General features: G+C 37.5%; 23 protein-coding genes. 1 reads left to right on the top strand and 22 read right to left on the bottom strand.

Annotated features, from left to right (window positions below):
• Positions 1–15 precede the first annotated feature (15 nt).
• On the top strand, positions 16–159 hold the full coding sequence (locus tag AO058_RS18410) for a hypothetical protein (RefSeq protein ID WP_156100706.1): 144 nt from the start codon (positions 16–18) through the stop codon (positions 157–159).
• A 267-nt stretch (positions 160–426) separates the two neighbouring features.
• On the opposite strand, the gene AO058_RS13855 is transcribed toward AO058_RS18410, so the two are convergent.
• The 22 genes from AO058_RS13855 to AO058_RS18955 all read right to left on the bottom strand — a co-directional run bounded on the left by AO058_RS13855 (position 427) and on the right by AO058_RS18955 (position 19187).
• Complete coding sequence (locus tag AO058_RS13855) at positions 427–1680, bottom strand: MFS transporter (protein WP_051931244.1); 1254 nt, start codon at positions 1678–1680, stop codon at positions 427–429.
• The gene (locus AO058_RS13850) at positions 1681–3783 is read right to left on the bottom strand and encodes a copper-translocating P-type ATPase (protein ID WP_075327074.1); all 2103 of its coding nucleotides are present in this window, start codon (positions 3781–3783) and stop codon (positions 1681–1683) included. It abuts the gene before it with no gap.
• A gap of 18 nt (positions 3784–3801) precedes the next feature.
• On the bottom strand, positions 3802–4095 hold the full coding sequence (locus AO058_RS13845) for a hypothetical protein (RefSeq protein ID WP_008616393.1): 294 nt from the start codon (positions 4093–4095) through the stop codon (positions 3802–3804).
• Between the two features lie 6 nt (positions 4096–4101).
• Positions 4102–4746, bottom strand: coding sequence for a hypothetical protein (locus AO058_RS13840; RefSeq protein ID WP_075327073.1), 645 nt, complete (start codon positions 4744–4746; stop codon positions 4102–4104).
• Complete coding sequence (locus AO058_RS13835) at positions 4743–5636, bottom strand: ribose-phosphate pyrophosphokinase (protein ID WP_075327072.1); 894 nt, start codon at positions 5634–5636, stop codon at positions 4743–4745. Before AO058_RS13835 ends, AO058_RS13840 begins: the two co-directional genes overlap by 4 nt.
• A gap of 10 nt (positions 5637–5646) precedes the next feature.
• The gene (locus AO058_RS13830) at positions 5647–7149 is read right to left on the bottom strand and encodes a thymidine phosphorylase family protein (protein WP_075327071.1); all 1503 of its coding nucleotides are present in this window, start codon (positions 7147–7149) and stop codon (positions 5647–5649) included.
• Positions 7150–7177: 28 nt separating this feature from the next.
• Positions 7178–8554: an MBL fold metallo-hydrolase RNA specificity domain-containing protein gene (locus AO058_RS13825; protein WP_075327070.1), complete on the bottom strand. Its 1377-nt coding sequence runs from the start codon at positions 8552–8554 to the stop codon at positions 7178–7180.
• 15 nt (positions 8555–8569) lie between these two features.
• Positions 8570–8824 (bottom strand): hypothetical protein, encoded by a 255-nt coding sequence (locus AO058_RS13820; protein ID WP_013072813.1) that lies wholly within the window; start codon positions 8822–8824, stop codon positions 8570–8572.
• A 41-nt stretch (positions 8825–8865) separates the two neighbouring features.
• Entirely contained in the window at positions 8866–9708 is an 843-nt protein-coding gene (locus AO058_RS13815) for an ATP cone domain-containing protein (RefSeq protein ID WP_075327069.1), read from the bottom strand.
• 2 nt (positions 9709–9710) lie between these two features.
• Positions 9711–10541 (bottom strand): universal stress protein, encoded by an 831-nt coding sequence (locus AO058_RS13810; RefSeq protein ID WP_075327068.1) that lies wholly within the window; start codon positions 10539–10541, stop codon positions 9711–9713.
• Positions 10542–10573: 32 nt separating this feature from the next.
• The gene (locus AO058_RS13805) at positions 10574–11635 is read right to left on the bottom strand and encodes a class I fructose-bisphosphate aldolase (RefSeq protein ID WP_075327067.1); all 1062 of its coding nucleotides are present in this window, start codon (positions 11633–11635) and stop codon (positions 10574–10576) included.
• A gap of 11 nt (positions 11636–11646) precedes the next feature.
• Positions 11647–12660, bottom strand: coding sequence for a type II glyceraldehyde-3-phosphate dehydrogenase (locus AO058_RS13800; RefSeq protein WP_008616413.1), 1014 nt, complete (start codon positions 12658–12660; stop codon positions 11647–11649).
• Between the two features lie 19 nt (positions 12661–12679).
• A complete protein-coding gene (locus tag AO058_RS13795; RefSeq protein WP_008616415.1) occupies positions 12680–14026 on the bottom strand; it encodes an APC family permease in 1347 nt (448 codons plus the stop codon).
• 7 nt (positions 14027–14033) lie between these two features.
• Positions 14034–15389 carry an NAD(P)/FAD-dependent oxidoreductase gene (locus AO058_RS13790; RefSeq protein ID WP_075327066.1) on the bottom strand — a complete coding sequence of 452 codons (1356 nt, stop codon included), beginning with the start codon at positions 15387–15389 and terminating at the stop codon, positions 14034–14036.
• Positions 15386–15847: a universal stress protein gene (locus tag AO058_RS13785; RefSeq protein ID WP_075327984.1), complete on the bottom strand. Its 462-nt coding sequence runs from the start codon at positions 15845–15847 to the stop codon at positions 15386–15388. Before AO058_RS13785 ends, AO058_RS13790 begins: the two co-directional genes overlap by 4 nt.
• Before the next feature lie 132 nt (positions 15848–15979).
• Positions 15980–16798, bottom strand: coding sequence for an AlbA family DNA-binding domain-containing protein (locus tag AO058_RS13780; RefSeq protein WP_037314446.1), 819 nt, complete (start codon positions 16796–16798; stop codon positions 15980–15982).
• A 94-nt stretch (positions 16799–16892) separates the two neighbouring features.
• The gene (locus tag AO058_RS13775; RefSeq protein ID WP_027884440.1) at positions 16893–17168 is read right to left on the bottom strand and encodes a DUF5676 family membrane protein; all 276 of its coding nucleotides are present in this window, start codon (positions 17166–17168) and stop codon (positions 16893–16895) included.
• Positions 17169–17180: 12 nt separating this feature from the next.
• Positions 17181–17405, bottom strand: a complete 225-nt coding sequence (locus AO058_RS13770; protein WP_027884439.1) for an SHOCT domain-containing protein — start codon at positions 17403–17405, stop codon at positions 17181–17183.
• 22 nt (positions 17406–17427) lie between these two features.
• Complete coding sequence (locus tag AO058_RS13765; RefSeq protein ID WP_027884438.1) at positions 17428–17640, bottom strand: heavy-metal-associated domain-containing protein; 213 nt, start codon at positions 17638–17640, stop codon at positions 17428–17430.
• A gap of 10 nt (positions 17641–17650) precedes the next feature.
• Entirely contained in the window at positions 17651–17878 is a 228-nt protein-coding gene (locus tag AO058_RS13760) for a hypothetical protein (RefSeq protein WP_034892122.1), read from the bottom strand.
• Positions 17879–18060: 182 nt separating this feature from the next.
• Positions 18061–18642, bottom strand: coding sequence for a helix-turn-helix domain-containing protein (locus AO058_RS13755; protein WP_027884436.1), 582 nt, complete (start codon positions 18640–18642; stop codon positions 18061–18063).
• Positions 18643–18818: 176 nt separating this feature from the next.
• On the bottom strand, positions 18819–19187 hold the full coding sequence (locus tag AO058_RS18955; protein ID WP_442974489.1) for an HYC_CC_PP family protein: 369 nt from the start codon (positions 19185–19187) through the stop codon (positions 18819–18821).
• Between the last annotated feature and the right edge of the window lie 255 nt (positions 19188–19442).

The raw sequence follows: 19442 nt of genomic DNA, 5'->3' as shown, positions 1-19442 counted from the left end.
GGGAAATCCCTATTAGTGAATCCCGCTGATACAGACCGTAAAGGAAAGGAGCAATACACCACAAATGACAGGATGGACACTCAGCTCATTAGTCGGAAACTTATAGACGGTCGTCTGGATAGTATTACTATACGTAATATAGAGCGCGAGGAATTGTGAAGTCTTTTCCGTCGTAGTATTGAACTGATTCTTATGAAATTGGGGTGATATTACAATATAAATAAATAGCTAAAATCAGAATAGTAAAAGTTTGTACCACAAAAAACGTAGGTGACCAATTAGGATCACATTTTTTAGCAGATGGACGGACTTATTTCACCAATCAGAGTGATGCTGATGGCGCTCTGGAACTGCCTTAAAAAATTAAATGATTATGAGATAATAAAAATTTAAATATATTTTTAAGAAATAAGATTATTGCTTTTCTTAGGATACTTTGTTGTCTTGTCCTATTTTAGTTGTTTTACTATTAAAGCTTTTATAAAAATAAAGTAATCCAATGGCGGTCAATATAATGATGCCGGCAATAATAAAGGGAAAATAAAACCCACCTGTAATAAGCCAAGTCCCTATAACCGGACCTAAAATTTGTCCCACACTATTTGCCGATGTTTGGATAGAAATATTGCTGCCCGCATTTTCTTTTGAAAGTTGGGAAACAGCTGAAAGTAGGTTTGGGGTCACCATAGCACCTCCTGCGGCGAATATGATGATTAATAAATAGACGGCAAATTCATTATTAAAAAATGGGAATGCAATCATTGAAATTCCTGAAATAAACAACCCGGCTGCAATTTGCTGCTTTGCCGTTAATAGTTTTTCCCCATAGGTTGCAAATACTGGCTGTAATACGGCCATTACCACTCCACAAAGCATAAAGCCAATGCCTATTTGATTACTAGAAAATAACAACTCATTTTTTCCGTAAATTGAAAAAACCGTTTCGAAGAGGGTAATTACGAATTGCATTACAAAAGAAAGCAGTAATAGGACAGTAAAGAACCTACTAAAGCTAAAGCTCAATTTTTGTGCTTCTGAAACAAACCGACTTATAGGTGTTGTGTTCCCAAGCCATTTTATGAGTATGCTCAATATAACAAAACCCAAAAGAGCAACCAGGAGAAAGGGGATTGAAAAGCGATCCAAATGTAATATTCCCAAGGAATACTTGAAATGTAGATTGGTTTGGGATAGAAGGCTACCTAAAACAGGGCCAAAAATAACCCCTGAACTTATCGCTACCCCAGACCAGGCCATAACCTTGGTCCTGTGCTTTATAGAAGTGATATCACTAAGATATGCATTACTAACGGGAATTACAGCTGATGTAAAAATACCTCCGAAGATTCTAGCTATATAGAGCATCGTCAATGATGTAGCAAGACCGGTAAGTAATTGCATAATTACAAAGCCGATTAGCCCAACAATGATAATGGGCTTACGTCCGTATTTATCGGATAGCCTGCCCCAGAGTACAACGAAAAGAAGCTGGAAGAGCGGATAAATACTGGTCAAAAAACCAATATGAAAGTTAATCGAATCAGTATCTAGGTTATCTCCTAAAGCTAATCTTTCGGTATAGTAGGGAAGGGTTGGCAATAAAATACCATAACCCAACATCACTACAAATAAACTCAACAGGATTAAAGATATCCTGTTGAGTTTTTCTTTTCTTTCCATCTATTTTTTACCGATTTTTCGCTTTAATAATTGCGCATTAATAGCTACTATAATCGTACTTAAACTCATAAATACCGCACCAACCGCAGGACCTAAAACAAAGCCTGAAGAATATAATACACCGGCTGCTAAAGGAATAGCCACGACATTATATCCTGTAGCCCACACAAGGTTCTGGATCATTTTATTGTAGGTAGCCTTGCCGAAAAGAATCAGGTTAGCAATATCTTGCGGATTGCTGTTTACCAAAATAATATCCGCGGTTTCAGCGGCCACGTCAGTACCTGAACCAACGGCAATACCAACATCAGCTTTTGCAAGTGCAGGCGCATCGTTTACACCATCGCCAGTCATAGCCACAAATTCTCCTTTGTTTTGTAACTTTTCTACAATTTCTACCTTTTGATGTGGCAGCACTTCAGCATAGTAACCATCCAAGCCAAGCTTATCACTTACAGCTTTGGCTGTTTTTTCGTTATCTCCTGTTGCCATCAAAACTTTAATGTTATTCTTTTTAAAGACTTTTATGGCTTCGGCAGATTCTGGTCGTATTTCATCGGCAAGAGCAATGTAACCAGCTAATTTTCCATCAATCAATACAAAAACAACTGTTTCAGCGGCATCACTGTATGCGTCTTCGGGAATAGTGATTTTTTCATCCCTTAAAAAACCAGGACTAACCACTTTTACTTGCTTACCTTCTACATTGGCCTCAACGCCTTTACCTGTAATTGCATTAAAGTTTTCAGGCTTTGGGATGGTCATATTATCTTCTTTGACTTTTTTAATAATACCTACGGCGATAGGATGTTCCGAACTTTGTTCCAATGCACTCGAAAGCCTTAAAATTTCTTCAGATGAATAAGTTTCGCTAACAGACTCAATTCGAGTAACGCCAAAATCGCCTTTGGTCAATGTTCCCGTTTTATCAAACAATAAAGCTGATATTTTTCGGGATTCTTCAAAAGCTGTCCTATTTCGAATTAATAACCCGTTTTGAGCTGAAACAGCAGTAGAAATAGCAACCACAAGTGGTATGGCAAGACCTAATGCGTGTGGACAAGCAATGACCATAACGGTAACCATTCTTTCTAAAGCATAGACAAATGGAAAGCCTAAAATCAGCCATACCGCTAATGTTCCAAAACCAATAGCCAAAGCGATATAGGTTAACCATTTTGCAGCCCTGTCTGAAAGATTTTGCATCTTGGATTTGGTTTTTTGCGCTTCTTCGACCATTTTGATGACCTTGTTGAGATAGCTATCTTTTCCAGTATGCTCAACCTTTACTTTTAAGGTACTGTTACCATTTACCGAACCACCAATAACCTTATCGTTTTCATCTTTTTTTACAGGTTTGGATTCGCCTGTAAGCATAGATTCGTTCAGGTAACTTGAACCGTCTACTATAATCCCATCAGCAGGAACTTTTTCACCTGGTTTAACCAAAATCACATCATCCTTTAGTAAATCTTCAAGAGGGATGTCTTCTATGATGTCGCCTTTTACCCTGTGCGCTTCCGCAGGCATCATACTTACCAGTAACTGTAAAGCTTTTGACGCACCTAACACACTTTTCATTTCTATCCAATGACCAAGCAACATTATGGCTATAAGTGTTGATAGCTCCCAGAAAAAGTCTTCGCCTCTTAAGCCAAATACGGTCGCGGTGCTATAAAAATAAGCTACAGAAATTGCCATAGAAATCAAGGTCATCATTCCTGGCGCACCTTTTTTGATTTCAGACCAGAATCCTTTTAAAAATGGCCAACCACCATAGAAATATACGATTGTGGAAAGTGCAAAAAGGATATATGGATTTCCGGGAAGCAAAAACTCATATCCAAAAAAGTCCTGAATCATCGGCGAGAAGAACAGTATGGGAATAGTAAGCACAAGGGTTACCCAAAACCGTTTTCTAAAATCGGCAATCATCATTTTATGATGGTCGTGCCCGTGTTCTCCGTGCCCTGGATTGTGGCCAGAATGGTCTCCACCTTTGTGGTTCATTTTAGAATGGTCTTCTTTTTTGTGTTTCATCTTCGAATGGTCCATTTTAGAATGGTCCATTTCATCGTGATTGTGGTGTTCGTGATTTTCCATTATTGTCTTGTTTAAGTGTTATCGTAATTTTTTTCTCATAGCTTCCGAAATGTTTTCGGCATAGACGCCATAGGCATCTACCAAAAGTCCTTTAATCCCATTTTTTGATGAAATAGCATAAAGCACACTATTATCGTCGGTACTGCTCATACCCTCAAAACGATGCATCTCGTCAACATTAAAATCTTCTGGGTGTATTTCAATTTTTAGTGAGGCACACTCCAAACATTCTGGTTTTAGGTTAAAATCATATGTATAGCCATTTCCCTGTAAATCGTTTATGGCTTCAGAAAGTGTATCGTAATTTTTCATCTGTCTTTATTTATAGTTTATTGTAAAATAGCTGTTATCTGCTTCTGAAAATTTCTGAAAAGTCAATAATCCTTTTTCATTTAATTTTTCAATAACAGTATAATTGAATTGCTTGATGCGAATACCCCAGGCATAGGCCTTAATATTTATTTTTGATTTAATAGTGTTTTTGCCAGCTTCTAATTTTCGATCGTAAATTTTTATGATGCTTTTTGAACCGAAAAAATTCAACAAGCCCGAGTCAAAACTCATTTCCAATTCAATATTTTTCAGATTATCCAAATTGTATAGTTCTTTAAATTTCTTTGAAGTGGTGTTGATTTCTGTTTTCTTTGATTTTGGATTGGAAAACGGGAAAGCCATTACCACTACACTTGCTTCATCAGGCTTGCAACGATAGGTTGTGGTGTATTTATCGGTCAATTTTTTGTCTTTATCAAACAATTCTGTAACTACCTTTATTTCATAATATCCATTTTCCTTTATTGTTTCTCCAGCTTCAAAAGTTTGTTTATTGAGAAAATCACCTTCTTTATCAAAGTTTTCCCGAATAACAACTCTGCCTGAAATCTGCCCAATGAGCATTTCAGTTTGTCCAGTCATTGTGATGCTGAATAAAGTGATTAGTACTATAAAGCCTTGTTTTCTCATATATGGTGCATTAATTTTTTTACCTCTTTTGCCATAATATCACTTAAATCTATTCCATTTGAAGAGTGTGGGATGGTATTACAAGTCACTATTTTTTCTACTCCGGAATCCAATAAATCTTGATAGGCGTTTCCTGAAAAAACGGCGTGAATGCCTACACAAATAGGTGGTTTCATTCCTGCTTTTTTAAGATGTTGTACGGTTTCAATCATTGTTCGGGCTGTGGAAATAATATCATCTACCAAAATGGGTGTAGCATCTTTATATATATCCACATCGGGAACAGAGACTTCTACATCACGGTCACCGTGACGCACCTTTTGTAATACCGTAAATGGTGCTCCTGCATTTTTGGCGACTTCTGATACCCATTGTTCACTTTCAGAATCAGGTCCGATAAGTACCGGGTTTTCGATATTTTCTTTAATCCATTCTGAAATTGCGTCGGCAGCGTGAATCACTTTATTTGGAATTTGATACACTTCTCCCAACGAACTAATTCTGTGCAAGTGAGGGTCAACTGTGGTAATGCTATCGGCGAAACCAGAAATCAATTTTCCGAAGAAACCGGAAGTCACTCCTTCTCCTTCATTAAATACTTTGTCCTGCCGCATATACGCCAAATAGGGTGCTACCAAACAGGTACACATAGGTCCTAATGATTTGGCTGTGTGGCTTAAAAAATATAGTGACAACAGTTTTTCGTCCGGTTCGTGCAAGGTGCATACCAGTACCACACATTTATCTTTAACATCAGACAATATGCGCGTGTATGATTCCCCGTCAGGGAATTTCCTTAATGTGGCTTGACCCACTTCAGCATCCATTTTTGTAGCCATAAGTTCTGTGAGTTCTTCATTTCCGGGAAGACTGAATAATATTGTTTTCATAGTATGTTCTTTAATTTATAGTTATGATGTCGTTATGGTTGTTTTCATATTCCAAGGCATAATTAAGTTCACCTTTGGATTCAGCATATATGGTATAAAGCAGTTGGTTCTCTTCGATTTGTTCTCCCAAATGCACATTTAGAAGAATCCCTGCCGATTTAGATTGTGGTGCTCCAGAAAGCTTGGCCAGTTTTGCAATTTTACGGTTATCAATTCGTTGCAAAACGCCTGACTTTTCAGCTTTAATTTCAATTTTATAAGGTGCTAAAACTGGTTTTGAAAATTGACCTTGCGCCTTACAAATGGCTACGAATTTTTCATATGCTTTTCCAGATTTGAGAATTTTATGTGCGGTTTCCTGTCCCTTTCCTTTTTCTACTTTTCCAGAAAGTTCTAATAGTTCAGTAGCTAAAAGCAATGCTCTTTCTGTTAGGTCTTTAGGTGCATCTTCCTCATTTTTCAAAACTTTTAATATATCTATGGCTTCTAATGTAGGACCGATACCCCTTCCAACCGGCTGCGTGCCATCCGTAACTACAACTTTTACATTCAACCCAACAGCAGTTCCAACGGTTTCCATATGATTTTTTAGTTTTTCTGCCATTTCGGTACTGCGAACCTTGGCGGTTTCTCCCACGGGAATATCAATGACCACGTGAGTAGAACCAGCTGCTGCCTTTTTAGAGAGTACTGAAGCGATGAGCTGACCTTCGCTATCAATATCCAAGGCTTTTTCTATTTTAATGAGCACATCATCGGCAGGACTTAACTGCGCTGTGCCTCCCCAAACAAAACATCCGCCTTCTTTTTCTACTACGGTCTTTATTTCCTCGGAAGAGAGCGTAACATTGGTCAGTACTTCCATTGTATCTGCTGTGCCAGCTGGCGAAGTGATTGCCCGTGAGGATGTTTTTGGCATAGTAAGACCATACGCGGCAACAATGGCAACTACCAATGGTGTTGTCCTATTGCCAGGCAATCCGCCAATACAATGTTTGTCCACCACGATATCTTTGTTCCAGTTCAGTTGCTTTCCCGAAGCAATCATCGCTTTGGTGAGGTCGGATATTTCATCAATATCCATCCGGTCACCTGCACAGGCAGTTATGAATGCCGAAAGGTGGATGTTGGAATAATCGCCTTCAACGATATCGGTTATGATTTCATTAAATGCTGTATAATTCAGTTTTTGATTATAGATTTTCGCCCTAACGTGGCTCAACGATTCGATAGGCTCTAAATGGGAAACATATAATGTCTCGTTTGGGGAAACATTGAGTTTTTTCGCAGCAGCATCTGAAAGTCCGATTTCATTAGGTAACAATATATCTGAATTTATAACATTGAGGCTTGCAACGATTGAGGCATTTGCGTTGGATATCCTAATACGGGTCAAAGCTTCAAAACCTTCTGAAATACAAACGTGGCAGTCTTCCCGCATATACACTACATTTTCGTTTTGGGTATAGATTCCGAGATGTTTATATTTTAATATGTTTGAGTGTGTGTCCATATTTTATTGGTTGTTGTGATTTTTCGATTTATTCTATTTCTTCGATGGTGTATAATTGCGGAATTTCTGCATCCCACCCATAGGTTTCGTTGATGCCTTTTTGCAATGCTTCTGCACTCTCTTTTTCACCGTGTACAATGAAAATACGTTCGGGTTTGTTTTTTATCTTATCCATCCAGTCCATAAGTTCTGCGTGGTCTGCGTGTGCTGAAAGACCTTCAATTTCCGCAACTTGCATTTTAAATGGCACCCATTTTCCATAGACTTTTAGTTCTTTCTCACCTTCCAATAATTTTCTGCCTCGCGTACCTTCAGCTTGATAACCCACAAAAAGCAAGGTGTTGTTGGGGTTTTGTGCCTGTGTTTCAAGGTAGTTTAGCATTCTTCCGCCTGTGAGCATTCCGCTTCCTGCAATCACGATTTTCGGTTTATTATCTGTTCGTAATTCCATTGTTTCCCGATAACTGCTTACGACCGTAAAGTGCGAGCACATTTCGTCACATTCGTTATCTTCCAACCTGTGCCAATCTCTTGTGCGATGAAACAATTTTAATACACTTGCTCCCATTGGGCTATCCATTATCATTTGTATTTTTGGTATTTTCTTCTCTTTCAATAATTTCCAAAAAATCAGCATCATCAATTGGGCACGTTCTACTGAAAAACTTGGAACAAATAGGCTGCCACCTCTGTTGATGGTGTCATTGACCAATTTTTCTATCTGTGGAAGTGCTTCTACTTCATCAGGATGAAATCTTCCTCCGTAGGTGGATTCAATAAATAATACATCTGCCTTTTTTGGCTTTAATGGCGGAAACAGTAATAAATCGTTTGTTCTGCCTATATCGCCAGAAAACACAAAACGTTTCCTGTGTACATCCAACTCAATGTAAGTTGCTCCCAGAATGTGTCCATTATATTGAAATCGAGCCCTTATGCCATCAAACAATGGAATCCATTGTGATTGCGGAATTCCTTTAAAATGAGGGATAGTTTTTTCTACATCCTTTAGGTCGTACAATGGTTCAGCAGGATTATGTTTGGAATAGCCTTCTTTATTGGCACGTTCTGCTTCTTGTTCCTGAATTTTTGCACTATCATTCAAAATGATTTTTGCAATGTCCAAGGTGGGATTGGTACCATAGATGGGCCCTTTGAAACCTTGCTTTACCAATCTCGGCAGATAACCTGTGTGGTCCATATGGCCGTGGGTGAGCAAAACAGCATCAATATCAGCAACATTAACAGGTGGGTACTCCCAGTTTTTAAGGCGTAATTCCTTTAGCCCTTGAAAAAGTCCGCAGTCTATGAGTATCTTTTTATCTCCTGTGTCCACTAAATATTTTGAGCCGGTTACCGTACCTGCTGCACCTAAAAAGTGAATATTTATTTTATTGTTATCCATCTTTATAGTATTTATTTAGAGTCCACCACAGCAGGAAGGTGTATTTCCTTTATCTTGTTTTGATTTGCTCAATTCCACTATTTCTTTATATAGATTACGAGAATCCTCTTTAATAAAAAGAGCCAATTTCTTTACTGATTTAGGTTCAAAGTGAACCATTTCCAATAATATCTCAAGGGCTTCTTCAAGTAGTTTTGAGTCATCTTCCAATGCCTGGTAAAATGGTTCTAAATCTATGTTGCCCTGTTTTTGCAATTCTTCAGTTTTCATTTGTATTATTTTTAAAAATTAGTAATTATTCATTATTTGAATTAATGGGATCTACATAATTCTCTTGAATCTTCGAGTATCTTATTTTGCCTTAGCTTACTGATACCCATTTGTTCCAAAAAGTCTGGATTTTCGTGTAGCTCCTTGCAGAGTATGATGCCTTGATCCAATAATTTTGTTTTTTCAGCTTTGGTAAGTGTTGTTAAAGCGGTTAAGGGATGTAGCCCCGATTTATCTATTCTGTCCTTGAGACCATTTCCTCTTGGATAATCCCAACTGGTCATAAGCATTCCAACACATTTCCCGTACTGAATGGCATCGGTTGTGAAACGCGTATTGGTGTAAACCCCGCCTTTATGAAGTTTAGCCTCGTGACCTTTTTGGTGTTTCCATTGCTTTTCCACGTCCAAAAACCGTGAATGGATATATAATGGGATTTTTACATTGCAAAACCTGCCTTGGTCACTATGGTATTTACATTCAATCATATAATGTTTATTTCCTTTTTGCGCTATCACATCCACTTCGTGCTGAACGCAATTGCCTTGAACTATGACACCAACCTGTGTTGAAAATCCTTCGTGTGCCAATAGTTTGCCTACTAACTTTTCAAATGGAAAACCGGTTGGACCTAGTTCCATTAAAGCTTTTTTGAGCTTGTACTTTGAGGCACTTACCCTAGATTTTCGTTTTAGCATCTTGAAAGCCAACTGATAGATTTTTTTGGTTGTCATTCCTTCTTCAATCTGCTCTTGTACTTTCCGGGCTACATCCTGAATAATATCCTCATCTGCCCGTGAACGCCGCAGGGAGTTGATGAGTTTGTTTACATCAAAGGCTTCGTACTCACCAGAGTATTTTTTTATTAGGACTGGTTTATTCATTGTTATACCTTAATGGTCATTACCGGCAATTCGGAATGATTGGTTACGCCCTCGGCGATACTTTTGGAGAACAGGCTTAAAAAACCTGTACGGCCACTAGTACACATTGCTATTAAATCGGCATCTTTATATTTCAAAAAATTGTTTATACCTGTTTCTACATCAGGTTCATTATATACATTCATTGAAAAGTTATCCAAATCGGGGAATTTCTTCAAGAATTCCTTGATGGGGTCCAAACCCTGTTCTATACTGTTAAAATCAGTTTGGGTATTAACCCTCAATAAATGAAGATGTGCACCGCACTTTTCCGCAATAGAAATAACCTGCTTAAATGCTTCGCTCACATCTTCCAGAAAATCTGAAACAAAAACAATATTATTAAAAGGAAAAGTTACTTTTTCATCCTTAACCACAATTACAGGGACATCGGCTTTTCTTACAATTTTCTCTACATTGCTTCCCAGTAATTCGCGCACTCCACCTCGGGTGCCGCTGCTTCCTGTAACAATAAAGTCGTGGTGAAAATGACCGGAGTGTTTAAGTATATTTGCCTGTCCGCCATCAAACTCAAGGAACGTCCTGCATTCAAGCTCTTGTTGTTCTGCTTTTTTTTCCAGTGCTCTCAAGGAGGCTTTTGCACTTCCTATTTCTTTTACTGTTTCTGGATATCTTTTTTCTTTTTCCTTATCTAGCTCAACCCAGTTTACGGGGGTGTTAATTAAGTGAAAAAAATGAATTTCTGAATTGTAAAGCTTTGCCATTTCAATTCCGAGTTCCTCTGCTTTCTTGCAGTTTTCTGAAAAGTTTGTAGGTACGAGTATGTTTTTCATGATTTATTGGTTTTAAATTGTTTTCGTTATAATTAAGCTATGGTTATACTATCTTCCAGATATACCTGTTGGACGGAGTGCAGTAACTCAATCCCTCTAATAAAAGGCTTTTGAAATGCTTTTCGACCCATAATCAATCCAGAGCCGCCAGCTCTTTTATTGATTAATGCTGTTGTTACCGCTTCGGTCAAATCTGATTCACCTTTAGAGCCACCGCCGGAATTGATCAATCCTATTTTGCCCATATAGCAATTGGCGACTTGTAATCGACAAAGGTCAATGGGATGTTCTGTGGTAAGGGTTTTATACATTTCATCATCATATTTTCCAAACCCAATTTCCTTAAATCCAAAATTGTTTGTAGGTAATTTTTGTTTGATGATATCTGCCTGTATCGTTACGCCGATATGATTAGCTTGTCCGGTAACGTCGGCGGCAGCGTGATAATCTTTCTTTTCGGTTTTAAAATTTTCATTGCGGGTATAGCACCATAAAATGGTAGCCATTCCTAAACTATGGGCTTCTTCAAAAGCTTCGGCTATTTCCTTTAGCTGTCTATTACTTTCTTCAGAACCAAAATAAATGGTGGCACCCACAGCAACGGCTCCCATATTCCAAGCTGATTTTACTTTTCCGAATAGTGTTTGGTCATATTTGTTTGGGTAGGTAAGCAGTTCATTGTGGTTAATCTTCACGATAAACGGAATTTTATGGGCATATTTTCGTGCGTTTAATCCTAAAACCCCAAAGGTGGAAGCCACTCCATTACATCCTGCTTCTATTGCCAATTTTATAATATTCTCCGGGTCAAAATAATCCGGGTTTTTATAGAATGAAAAAGCAGCACTGTGCTCAATACCCTGGTCTACGGGAAGGATGCTCAAATAGCCTGTACCGCCAAGGTTTCCGTTGTTGTACAATTGTGAAAGACTTCGAAGCACCTGCGGATTTCTGTTGCTACTGCCAAATACTTTTTCTAAACTATTTTTGCTTGGCACTTGCAATTCATCCTTTGTTATTTTTTCACAAACGTGTTCTAAATAGAAGTCTGCTTTTTCTCCTAAAAGTTCTACTATATTCTTGTCTGTTTTCATTTTGATAGTATTTAATGGATTCCTAAACTTTCATTTGTTTTGGCTATGGATTTTGTACCATCTGTTTCAATTCCAGTTAAAGCCCTAATAGCATCAATTGTTTCCGGGATTACAATAGCTTGGTTATCGACCACGTAGGCATAAAAGAGTTCGTCTCCCTGTACCTTCAGCATATCTTCCCATAGTGCTACTTCGTACATATCGCCCCAAGGCCTTCCCATATCCAAGAACATTTCCTTAATGGTATTGTTAGAAACCAGACCTTGGTCATATTGAATCAATTTAATACGGCTGGACGTTTTGAAAGCATTTAGCACTTCTTGCTTTGTCGCCTGTTTTTTCAATTTCACATTCCAATAGTGCAGATGGCTTAAGGTTTGCGGTACTTTTACTGCTGCGGTGATGACATCCAGTTCTGGGTCAACACTTTTAGCATCCGGACCTTGATGGCTTGGGATATCTTTTTCGGGAACCATCGTATTCATAATACCACCCAAATGACTTTCCCAAGGGTCTGTAGCTCTTCTTAAAAGTGTACCTCTGGCATAATCCAATAAATCGGCTCTTTTTAAAGCGGTCAAGGTTCTTAAAATAGACGTAGTATTACAGGAAACTACTCTTGTCGCATTCAAGTTTAGAGCTGATTTGTAATTATTTTCTGCACTAAAGGAATGCCCTGTGGTTTCGTGTTTTTCGCCACCGTGTAGAATAAATTTGATGTTTTGCTCCTTGTAGATAACGACATTCTGAGCGGCAATTTTTTTGGGTGTACAGTCCACAACAAGATCTGATTTCTTTAAAAGTTCCTGCATATCGCCTTTTACCGAAATCCCTTCAGATTTCATTTTATCAGCAGCATCTTTAGTTGCTGCATAAATGTCGTATTCCTTTCTTACGGCATTTTGAATTCGCCAGTCGCTAATGATATCACATACTCCCGAAAGCTTCATATCGTTTTGTAAGTTGATGGCATCTGCCACCCTTTTTCCAATGACTCCGTATCCTATAACTGCTATATTTTTCATATAAATTGATTTTTATTAATTATGTTTTATTGTTCGTAGTTTCCATTCCCATTGGCATATTACCTTCATCGTCTGTGTGTGAAATCATAAAAAGGCGTTCTGCAACAAGTATTAGAACAATCCCAATCGCTGCTACGATAAGCACCAAAGGATCGTTCAGATATTTTATATAAAGAAAAGCTGCCAATACCGCAATGTCCAATACGATGGCTATTAATGGGATGATAGGCTGAAAAACCACTTTGTTTTTAAGGTGACGGAACAGCCCCCAATGGATAGCGATATCCATAATAAGGTAAAAAATAGCCCCAATGGATGCTATCCTTGTCAAATCGAAAAGCACGGTCAGTAAAATGGCGAGGGAAGACGTGAATATTAGTGCTGGATTTTTTAAGCTACCAAGTTTGGTTAAAGAAGGCACCTGTTTCATATTGCTGAGCATTGCCAACAAGCGTGAAGAGGAAAAGATACTGGCAATGACCCCAGAAACCGTGGCAATAATGGCAATGCCAATGGTAATCCAGGAACCCCATTCCCCAAAAACAGGTTTTGCGGCGGCTGCAAGGGCATAATCTTTAGCTTCGATTATTTCAGGAATGCTTAAACCTCCCGCAACAGCTAATGCCAAGGCTACATATATCAGTGTGCAGATAAGTATGGAAAACACGATAGACCTACCAAGATTTTTATGCGGGTTTTTAATATCGGCCCCTTGGTTCGTGATAGTGGTAAAGCCTTTATAAGCAAGGATAGATAACGCCAAAGCGGCCACAAATCCGAAGCCTTGTGGTAATGTCTCAGTATTTTTGGGAATATAGTTTCCCGTAATATCGGCAAAACCTGAAATTGCAAGGCCGGCAATAGCTAAAATTGCTATTCCCACTACCTTTATAATAGCGGTAAATGTCGCGGTGGCACCAATAACCTTATTGCCCAGGATGTTCACTATATAAGCAACAACAATTAGCCCAACACCCAGGGTAGAGGCATAACCTGCATAGGACTCGGGAAATAGTCTCAACGTATATGCTCCAAAAGTGCCCGCCACCAGACTTTCGGAAACTACCATTGATACGTACATCAGCAAAGAATAAAACCCTGTTGTTGTTCCAGGTCCATAGGATTTGTTAAGGAATTTAACCACACCTCCAGACGATGGAAAAGCATTTGAAAACTTGACATAGGAATATGAGCTAAAACCCACCACAACAGCACCTGCAATAAATGCAATGGGAAATAGATCACCCACCAACTCTGCTATTTGCCCCATAAGGACAAATATGCCAGCACCAATCATTACGCCTGTACCAAGAGATATGGAACCTAATAAGGAAAGCTTATTATTTTTATCTGTGGTGTTTTTCATTTCAAAATTATTTTTCCCTGTTTTTAATCGAAGATTTCGGTTTAAAGTTTCTAATAATCAGGCGGTTGCTCTTTTCATAAGTGAAATAACTTACCGCCCAATTAAAACCAACCATCAATCTATTTCTAAATCCACTTATGGACATCAAGTGAACAACGGACCACAGCAACCAGGCGAAATAGCCTGCAAATTTAAATTTGCCCAAATCGGCAACTGCCTTGCGTTTACCTACGGTTGCTAAGGAACCTTTATCTTTATATTTGAAAGGTTTTATGGATTTGTTATTTATGATATTTAATATCGAATCGCCCAGGTATTTACCTTGTTGAATAGCGGTCTGTGCTACTTGTGGATGTCCTTTTGGGGTTTCTTTGGAAATGAGTGCTGCGATATCACCTATGGCAAAAATATTTTCGTAGCCTTCTACTTTTAAATTGGCATTGGTTTTAATACGGTTGCCTCTGACTACGTGTTTTCCATCAATACCATTTGGGAATTGTCCTTTTACGCCAGCCGTCCAGATAAGGTTTTTAGCCAATATGGTCTTATCACTTTTGGTAGTGACTTCCTTTCCATCATAATTGCTTACAGCTTCATTTAATAATACCTTTACATTTAAATCCTCTAAATATTTGAGGGTTTTCGAAGATGCTTTATCAGACATTGTACTTAACAACTCATCAATGGCTTCTATTAGATAAATATTCATAATGGAAGAAGGGTACTCTGGGTAATCTTTGGGAAGGATGTATTTGCAAAACTCTGCCAAAGCTCCTGCCATTTCTACGCCTGCTGGACCACCACCTACTATTACAAAATTTGTCAGCGCGTCGCGTTCTTTATCATCACAAGTAATAGCTGCCTGTTCCAAATTTTGCAACATCATATGACGGATGTTGAGGGAATCGCGAATATCCTTCATCCCCAAACTATTTTCGGCCACAGAATCCATCCCAAAGAAATTGGTGGTCGTGCCAGTAGCCAACACTAAATAGTCATAAGAAACACTTCCCTTATTGGTCAATATAGTATTTGAATCAGGTTGAATTTCCTCAACTTCAGCCAAACGAAAGAAAACATTTTTATAGCCATTGATTTGTTTTCTGAATGGAAATACAATACTGTCAGGCTCCAGGGCACTCGTTGCCACTTGATATAATAAAGGCTGAAACTGATGGAAGTTATTTTTATCGAGTAAAACCACTTGAACTTCTTTGTGTTTCAGTTTCTCAACCAATGCCAAACCTGCAAATCCTCCACCAACGATAACCACACGAGGTAATTTAGTATCGGGAAGACATATCTCATCTGTTATCTTACAGGTGGATTCCAACGTAATGCTATGTGTTTGCTTTTCTTTCATTTTTTATTTCTATCTCTTGCAATCAGTACTGAACATTTGGCATTTGTGGTTAAATATTGGGATACTGAGCCCAATACTAAGCGAGAAAAAGCACCGTGACCCTGAGAGCCTACTACAATTAAATCTGCACCCCAATTTTCTGCTTTTTCATTAATAGTACTTTTGGGCAGTCCGCTAACAACACTTGTGGTTATGGTAAGTGCCTTGTTTTCGGCCTTGATTTTATCGGAAGCTTCTGAAACGATTTTGTTTCCCAATTTTTGAGCGTTACTTTTAATTTCTTCTATGTAATTTCCTATCTTGCCGCCCATAGTATGCAATCCCAGACCGGTTGTTTTAGGAAGTTCATAAACATTTATAATATGAATTTCACTATTTGAGGATAAAGTCATTTTCTTAAGCTCGTTAATGGCTACTTCACTAAAATCTGAACCATCTATGGCCAATACAATTTTCATTTTTTTCGTCTTTTTAATCTCTGATTTCGGGTTTAATTCCACTAATTCTGTCCGAATTAGATTTACATGTCAAGCCAAAGAATTTAGTAATCGAATCATTTTGGATATTTCATTTCCAACCTCTCTTATAAACTAGTTGTATTGCATAAGCTTAAGCTTTTTGGTTTTTAAATAATCCACTGTTTCTTTTACCGATAGTGGATACGTAGCATTTCCTGTGCGTACATAAAAAGTGGTGTTTCCTTCATCACTCACATAAACCGGTTCGTTGGAAGGTTCGATATCCACCACGCACACATCTTTCTCATCAATACTGTAGAACGAAATATGGTTGCTGAAACAAGCCTCGTGACCCAATTGTGTAGAGATAATCCTGAACACCGCACGTTCATACCCATCCATGTTTTTATGCTTTAGGGTTTTATAATCTTTTTCCAATCCCAGAACATTTCCGTCGTCATCAACACCAATTATAAGTTTTCCACCCTTGGCATTCATAAAGCCCACAATGGTTTTGGCAATGACCAACTCCAGTTCCCGATTGGTTGTTTTACGGTAATAATCATAGCGTATGGAAGATTTGAATTCCACCCGTTCATTTTCACCGGCCTGGATTAATTCTTCAATATCACGAACAAGCAGCCGCTGTTGTGTGCCAATAATTTCATTTTTCTTTTTCAGGTTTATCCAGAATAAACCTGAAACTATCCCCAAGAATCCTCCCAATAAAGTTAAGAGTCCGCCCATGCCCCGCATATTGAAACTGAAAGATTCCAAAAAACGTTCTTCTAAGACTTGCTGAAACAAGGGGAAAGAGAAGGGCGTATCACTGAACTCAAACCAGTAGATTACCATTGTAAAAGGGTGTACCAGGAAATAAAAAATACCTGCCCCAATAAATAAATGAGTCAAAATGATCTTAATATTTTTATAAGTATTACTGTTTATCATTTTTAGCGGTTTATGAATCTTTGATATAATTATGTTCTAAATTCAAGAGGGCCTTATCTAAACTTTCGATTAAACAATCCTATTTAATGCAAAATCATCTGTTTTTTATTTGGGCATTATAAAATGCCGCAATACACGCTCCAATCAACCAGCCTAAAATGAAGCTTTGCACAATACCAAAAAATGCTTCTAATAGTGGCACGTCCATTCTTATAATATTACTGGTGTCCAGACCGTGTAAAAGGCTGTTGAAAAATATAATCGTTCCTTCCTGTCCTGCTGTAGCCATCACGATCATACAGCCCAAATAAATTAAGGATACTGTTAGACCGAGGGCAAAACCGAATTTTTTTACATTTAATCGATACATAATTTATATGTTTTAAGATTGGTTATCTGATTTTAATAATTTTTTGGATTCTTCAAATTCCTCCTTTGAAATTTCGCCCTTGGCAAACCTGTTTTTTAGGATGTCCAATGGCTTTTCTTTTTTTGGTTTTTGGTATGGGATATCAGTTGGGATAAAGAAAATCCAAATGATAAACGCCATCCAAATAATCCACCATATCAGGTGCATACCTCCGAAACTTCCGTCGTGAAAAAACATAATTTTTGATTTTAAGTTACTTTTATAGTTTTTCAATTGTGTAACCCTCAAGGTTGCTGAGTTGTTTTTGTAATTCATCTACTGAAAGCGTTTCCTTCATAGTGATGATTGTAGCTCCTTTTGGTGCCAGAAAAATTTCTGCCTTTTCAATCTTTGGATGTTCTTCCAATGTCTTTTTGACCCTGCTAATGCAGCCGCCGCAACTAATACCATTAATTTGAAATTTTCGTTTCATAACATAAATTTTAGTGATGTTGTCCTTCTTTTTTTTTATCCTTCTTTTTTAAGTTCTCATTGGACAATCCGTGCGTATGGCTCCCGTGCCGCATGGGCATTAACAAGTGTACTGCGAACATTATTATAATAAATGCAAAAAGCCAGGTGCCACCACCAATTCCAATAGATGGTGCTAAAAAGATGAGTAAAAGCGGCAGTCCACAACCGAGGACCATCCATAACCAGTGATTTTTCATTGTTTTTTATTTTAATTAATGTTTATTCCTCGCCTTTTTAAGACCTGAACTGGCTTATGTTGTAATTGGGGGATTATCAACACAAGCCTTAGGGAGTTCGGGCTTTAGGGTTTTTAATATTATAATTAACACGAAAGCTATCTGTTTTTATGCTACTTCATCTGCATAACTTTCGTTGTTATTTATATAATTTCATCATAGAAATTTCGTTTCCATTTTTCTGTGTTTTTATAGTCGCTCATACTCATTCCCACAATCTCTTTAAACTGTCTTGATAAATGGTTAATGCTACTATAATCCAGCATATATGCCACATCTGAAAAAGAATATTGTTTTAATTGAATAAGTTCTTTTACTTTTTCAATTTTCAGTTTTATAAAGTATTTTTCAATGGTGGTGTTTTCATTTTTAGAAAACAGCCTGCTCAGTATTTTATAATCCCTGTTGAGCGTAGAAGACAAATGTTCTGAAGTATTTGTTTTCAAATGAAGTGGTAACTGAGTAAGCAGTTGGATTAGAATGATTTTTACTTTTTCAACCAGCATTTCCCCTTCACTTTGTACTATTTCAAAATCATTGGAATGAAGTACTTTGGTAACTTTATACGTAACCTCCGTGTTGGTGTTTTTTGAAGATTCAACCAATAGTTTACCTAATTCCAAAGAGAGTACGGTTATTCCCATCTCTTCCAGTTCTTGCGTTATTACTTTTAGACAACGGCTACATACCATATTCTTTATCCAGAATTCTCTCTGTAAATCCATAGTATTAATTATTTATTCTTAGAATGGTATTTATTCTAATAGATTATAAATTTCTGTTTTTCAAATAGTTGAAAGTGTGGTATGCTCAGGATAGAGCGCACCAGTTGTTAGCCTTTGCGTAGTACAGGCCAACATATAAGGTAGGTTGTTTGAAAAAGAACCTACTTAGGATGAAATCAAATTAAATATACCTCGTGGAGTACTTGAAAATCTTTCGGTATGAGGGGTGGGTCATAATCCCTAAAAGGGATTATATTTTGTTCCAACCCTTCGAATAGATTTACGTAAGTGTAAAAAAATGTGTGTAGGAAAATCAGTTTATGATTTTCCATCTCAAATGAAGCTTTTTGAAAGTTATCGCCACTTTCTTTAACTATAGATTTATTAGCACAGCAACCTTTTTTTTCGAACGAACATTTTTTTGAAGGATTGGTCTGAGCCTTCACCGCATTATCACAAACCTGAGCTTTATTTAAAACCGCCATATCCACGAGTTTATCACAGCAGAAATGCATATTCACAGTAAAAGACGATGAAGCAAACATTACTGCAAGTACCAATGAAACAGCTATTATTTTATTAAAGCTTTGCATAATACGAATATAAAAAAAATTAACAAATGTTAACTAATTTTTAATAATGAATTTTTTAGGACTTATTTTTGCCGAACATACTGCAAAAAAGAAAATAAAAATATGATATTTATCATATTTTTAGAAGTTTGATTCTTTTATTTTTGTCGAAAATAGTATAGGAAGTAAAAGTTTAACATAACGAAAAGAATTATTAATGTTTTTATA

Origin of the sequence: Salegentibacter sp. T436 (assembly GCF_001932675.1) — a bacterium.
In the GTDB taxonomy this organism is placed as follows: Bacteria; Bacteroidota; Bacteroidia; order Flavobacteriales; family Flavobacteriaceae; genus Salegentibacter; species Salegentibacter agarivorans.
The sequence above is the reverse complement of the archived record's forward strand: the minus strand, read 5'-3'. Positions and strand labels throughout refer to the sequence as shown.

Bases quoted from the DNA above. Each gene is read 5' to 3' on its own strand.
- AO058_RS13855 (WP_051931244.1), bottom strand. From the start codon at position 1,680: ATGGAAAGAAAAGAAAAACTCAACAGGATATCTTTAATCCTGTTGAGT.
- AO058_RS13850 (WP_075327074.1), bottom strand. From the start codon at position 3,783: ATGGAAAATCACGAACACCACAATCACGATGAAATGGACCATTCTAAA.
- AO058_RS13845 (WP_008616393.1), bottom strand. From the start codon at position 4,095: ATGAAAAATTACGATACACTTTCTGAAGCCATAAACGATTTACAGGGA.
- AO058_RS13840 (WP_075327073.1), bottom strand. From the start codon at position 4,746: ATGAGAAAACAAGGCTTTATAGTACTAATCACTTTATTCAGCATCACA.
- AO058_RS13835 (WP_075327072.1), bottom strand. From the start codon at position 5,636: ATGAAAACAATATTATTCAGTCTTCCCGGAAATGAAGAACTCACAGAA.
- AO058_RS13830 (WP_075327071.1), bottom strand. From the start codon at position 7,149: ATGGACACACACTCAAACATATTAAAATATAAACATCTCGGAATCTAT.
- AO058_RS13825 (WP_075327070.1), bottom strand. From the start codon at position 8,554: ATGGATAACAATAAAATAAATATTCACTTTTTAGGTGCAGCAGGTACG.
- AO058_RS13820 (WP_013072813.1), bottom strand. From the start codon at position 8,824: ATGAAAACTGAAGAATTGCAAAAACAGGGCAACATAGATTTAGAACCA.
- AO058_RS13815 (WP_075327069.1), bottom strand. From the start codon at position 9,708: ATGAATAAACCAGTCCTAATAAAAAAATACTCTGGTGAGTACGAAGCC.
- AO058_RS13810 (WP_075327068.1), bottom strand. From the start codon at position 10,541: ATGAAAAACATACTCGTACCTACAAACTTTTCAGAAAACTGCAAGAAA.
- AO058_RS13805 (WP_075327067.1), bottom strand. From the start codon at position 11,635: ATGAAAACAGACAAGAATATAGTAGAACTTTTAGGAGAAAAAGCAGAC.
- AO058_RS13800 (WP_008616413.1), bottom strand. From the start codon at position 12,660: ATGAAAAATATAGCAGTTATAGGATACGGAGTCATTGGAAAAAGGGTG.
- AO058_RS13795 (WP_008616415.1), bottom strand. From the start codon at position 14,026: ATGAAAAACACCACAGATAAAAATAATAAGCTTTCCTTATTAGGTTCC.
- AO058_RS13790 (WP_075327066.1), bottom strand. From the start codon at position 15,389: ATGAAAGAAAAGCAAACACATAGCATTACGTTGGAATCCACCTGTAAG.
- AO058_RS13785 (WP_075327984.1), bottom strand. From the start codon at position 15,847: ATGAAAATTGTATTGGCCATAGATGGTTCAGATTTTAGTGAAGTAGCC.
- AO058_RS13780 (WP_037314446.1), bottom strand. From the start codon at position 16,798: ATGATAAACAGTAATACTTATAAAAATATTAAGATCATTTTGACTCAT.
- AO058_RS13775 (WP_027884440.1), bottom strand. From the start codon at position 17,168: ATGTATCGATTAAATGTAAAAAAATTCGGTTTTGCCCTCGGTCTAACA.
- AO058_RS13770 (WP_027884439.1), bottom strand. From the start codon at position 17,405: ATGTTTTTTCACGACGGAAGTTTCGGAGGTATGCACCTGATATGGTGG.
- AO058_RS13765 (WP_027884438.1), bottom strand. From the start codon at position 17,640: ATGAAACGAAAATTTCAAATTAATGGTATTAGTTGCGGCGGCTGCATT.
- AO058_RS13760 (WP_034892122.1), bottom strand. From the start codon at position 17,878: ATGAAAAATCACTGGTTATGGATGGTCCTCGGTTGTGGACTGCCGCTT.
- AO058_RS13755 (WP_027884436.1), bottom strand. From the start codon at position 18,642: ATGGATTTACAGAGAGAATTCTGGATAAAGAATATGGTATGTAGCCGT.
- AO058_RS18955 (WP_442974489.1), bottom strand. From the start codon at position 19,187: ATGTTTGCTTCATCGTCTTTTACTGTGAATATGCATTTCTGCTGTGAT.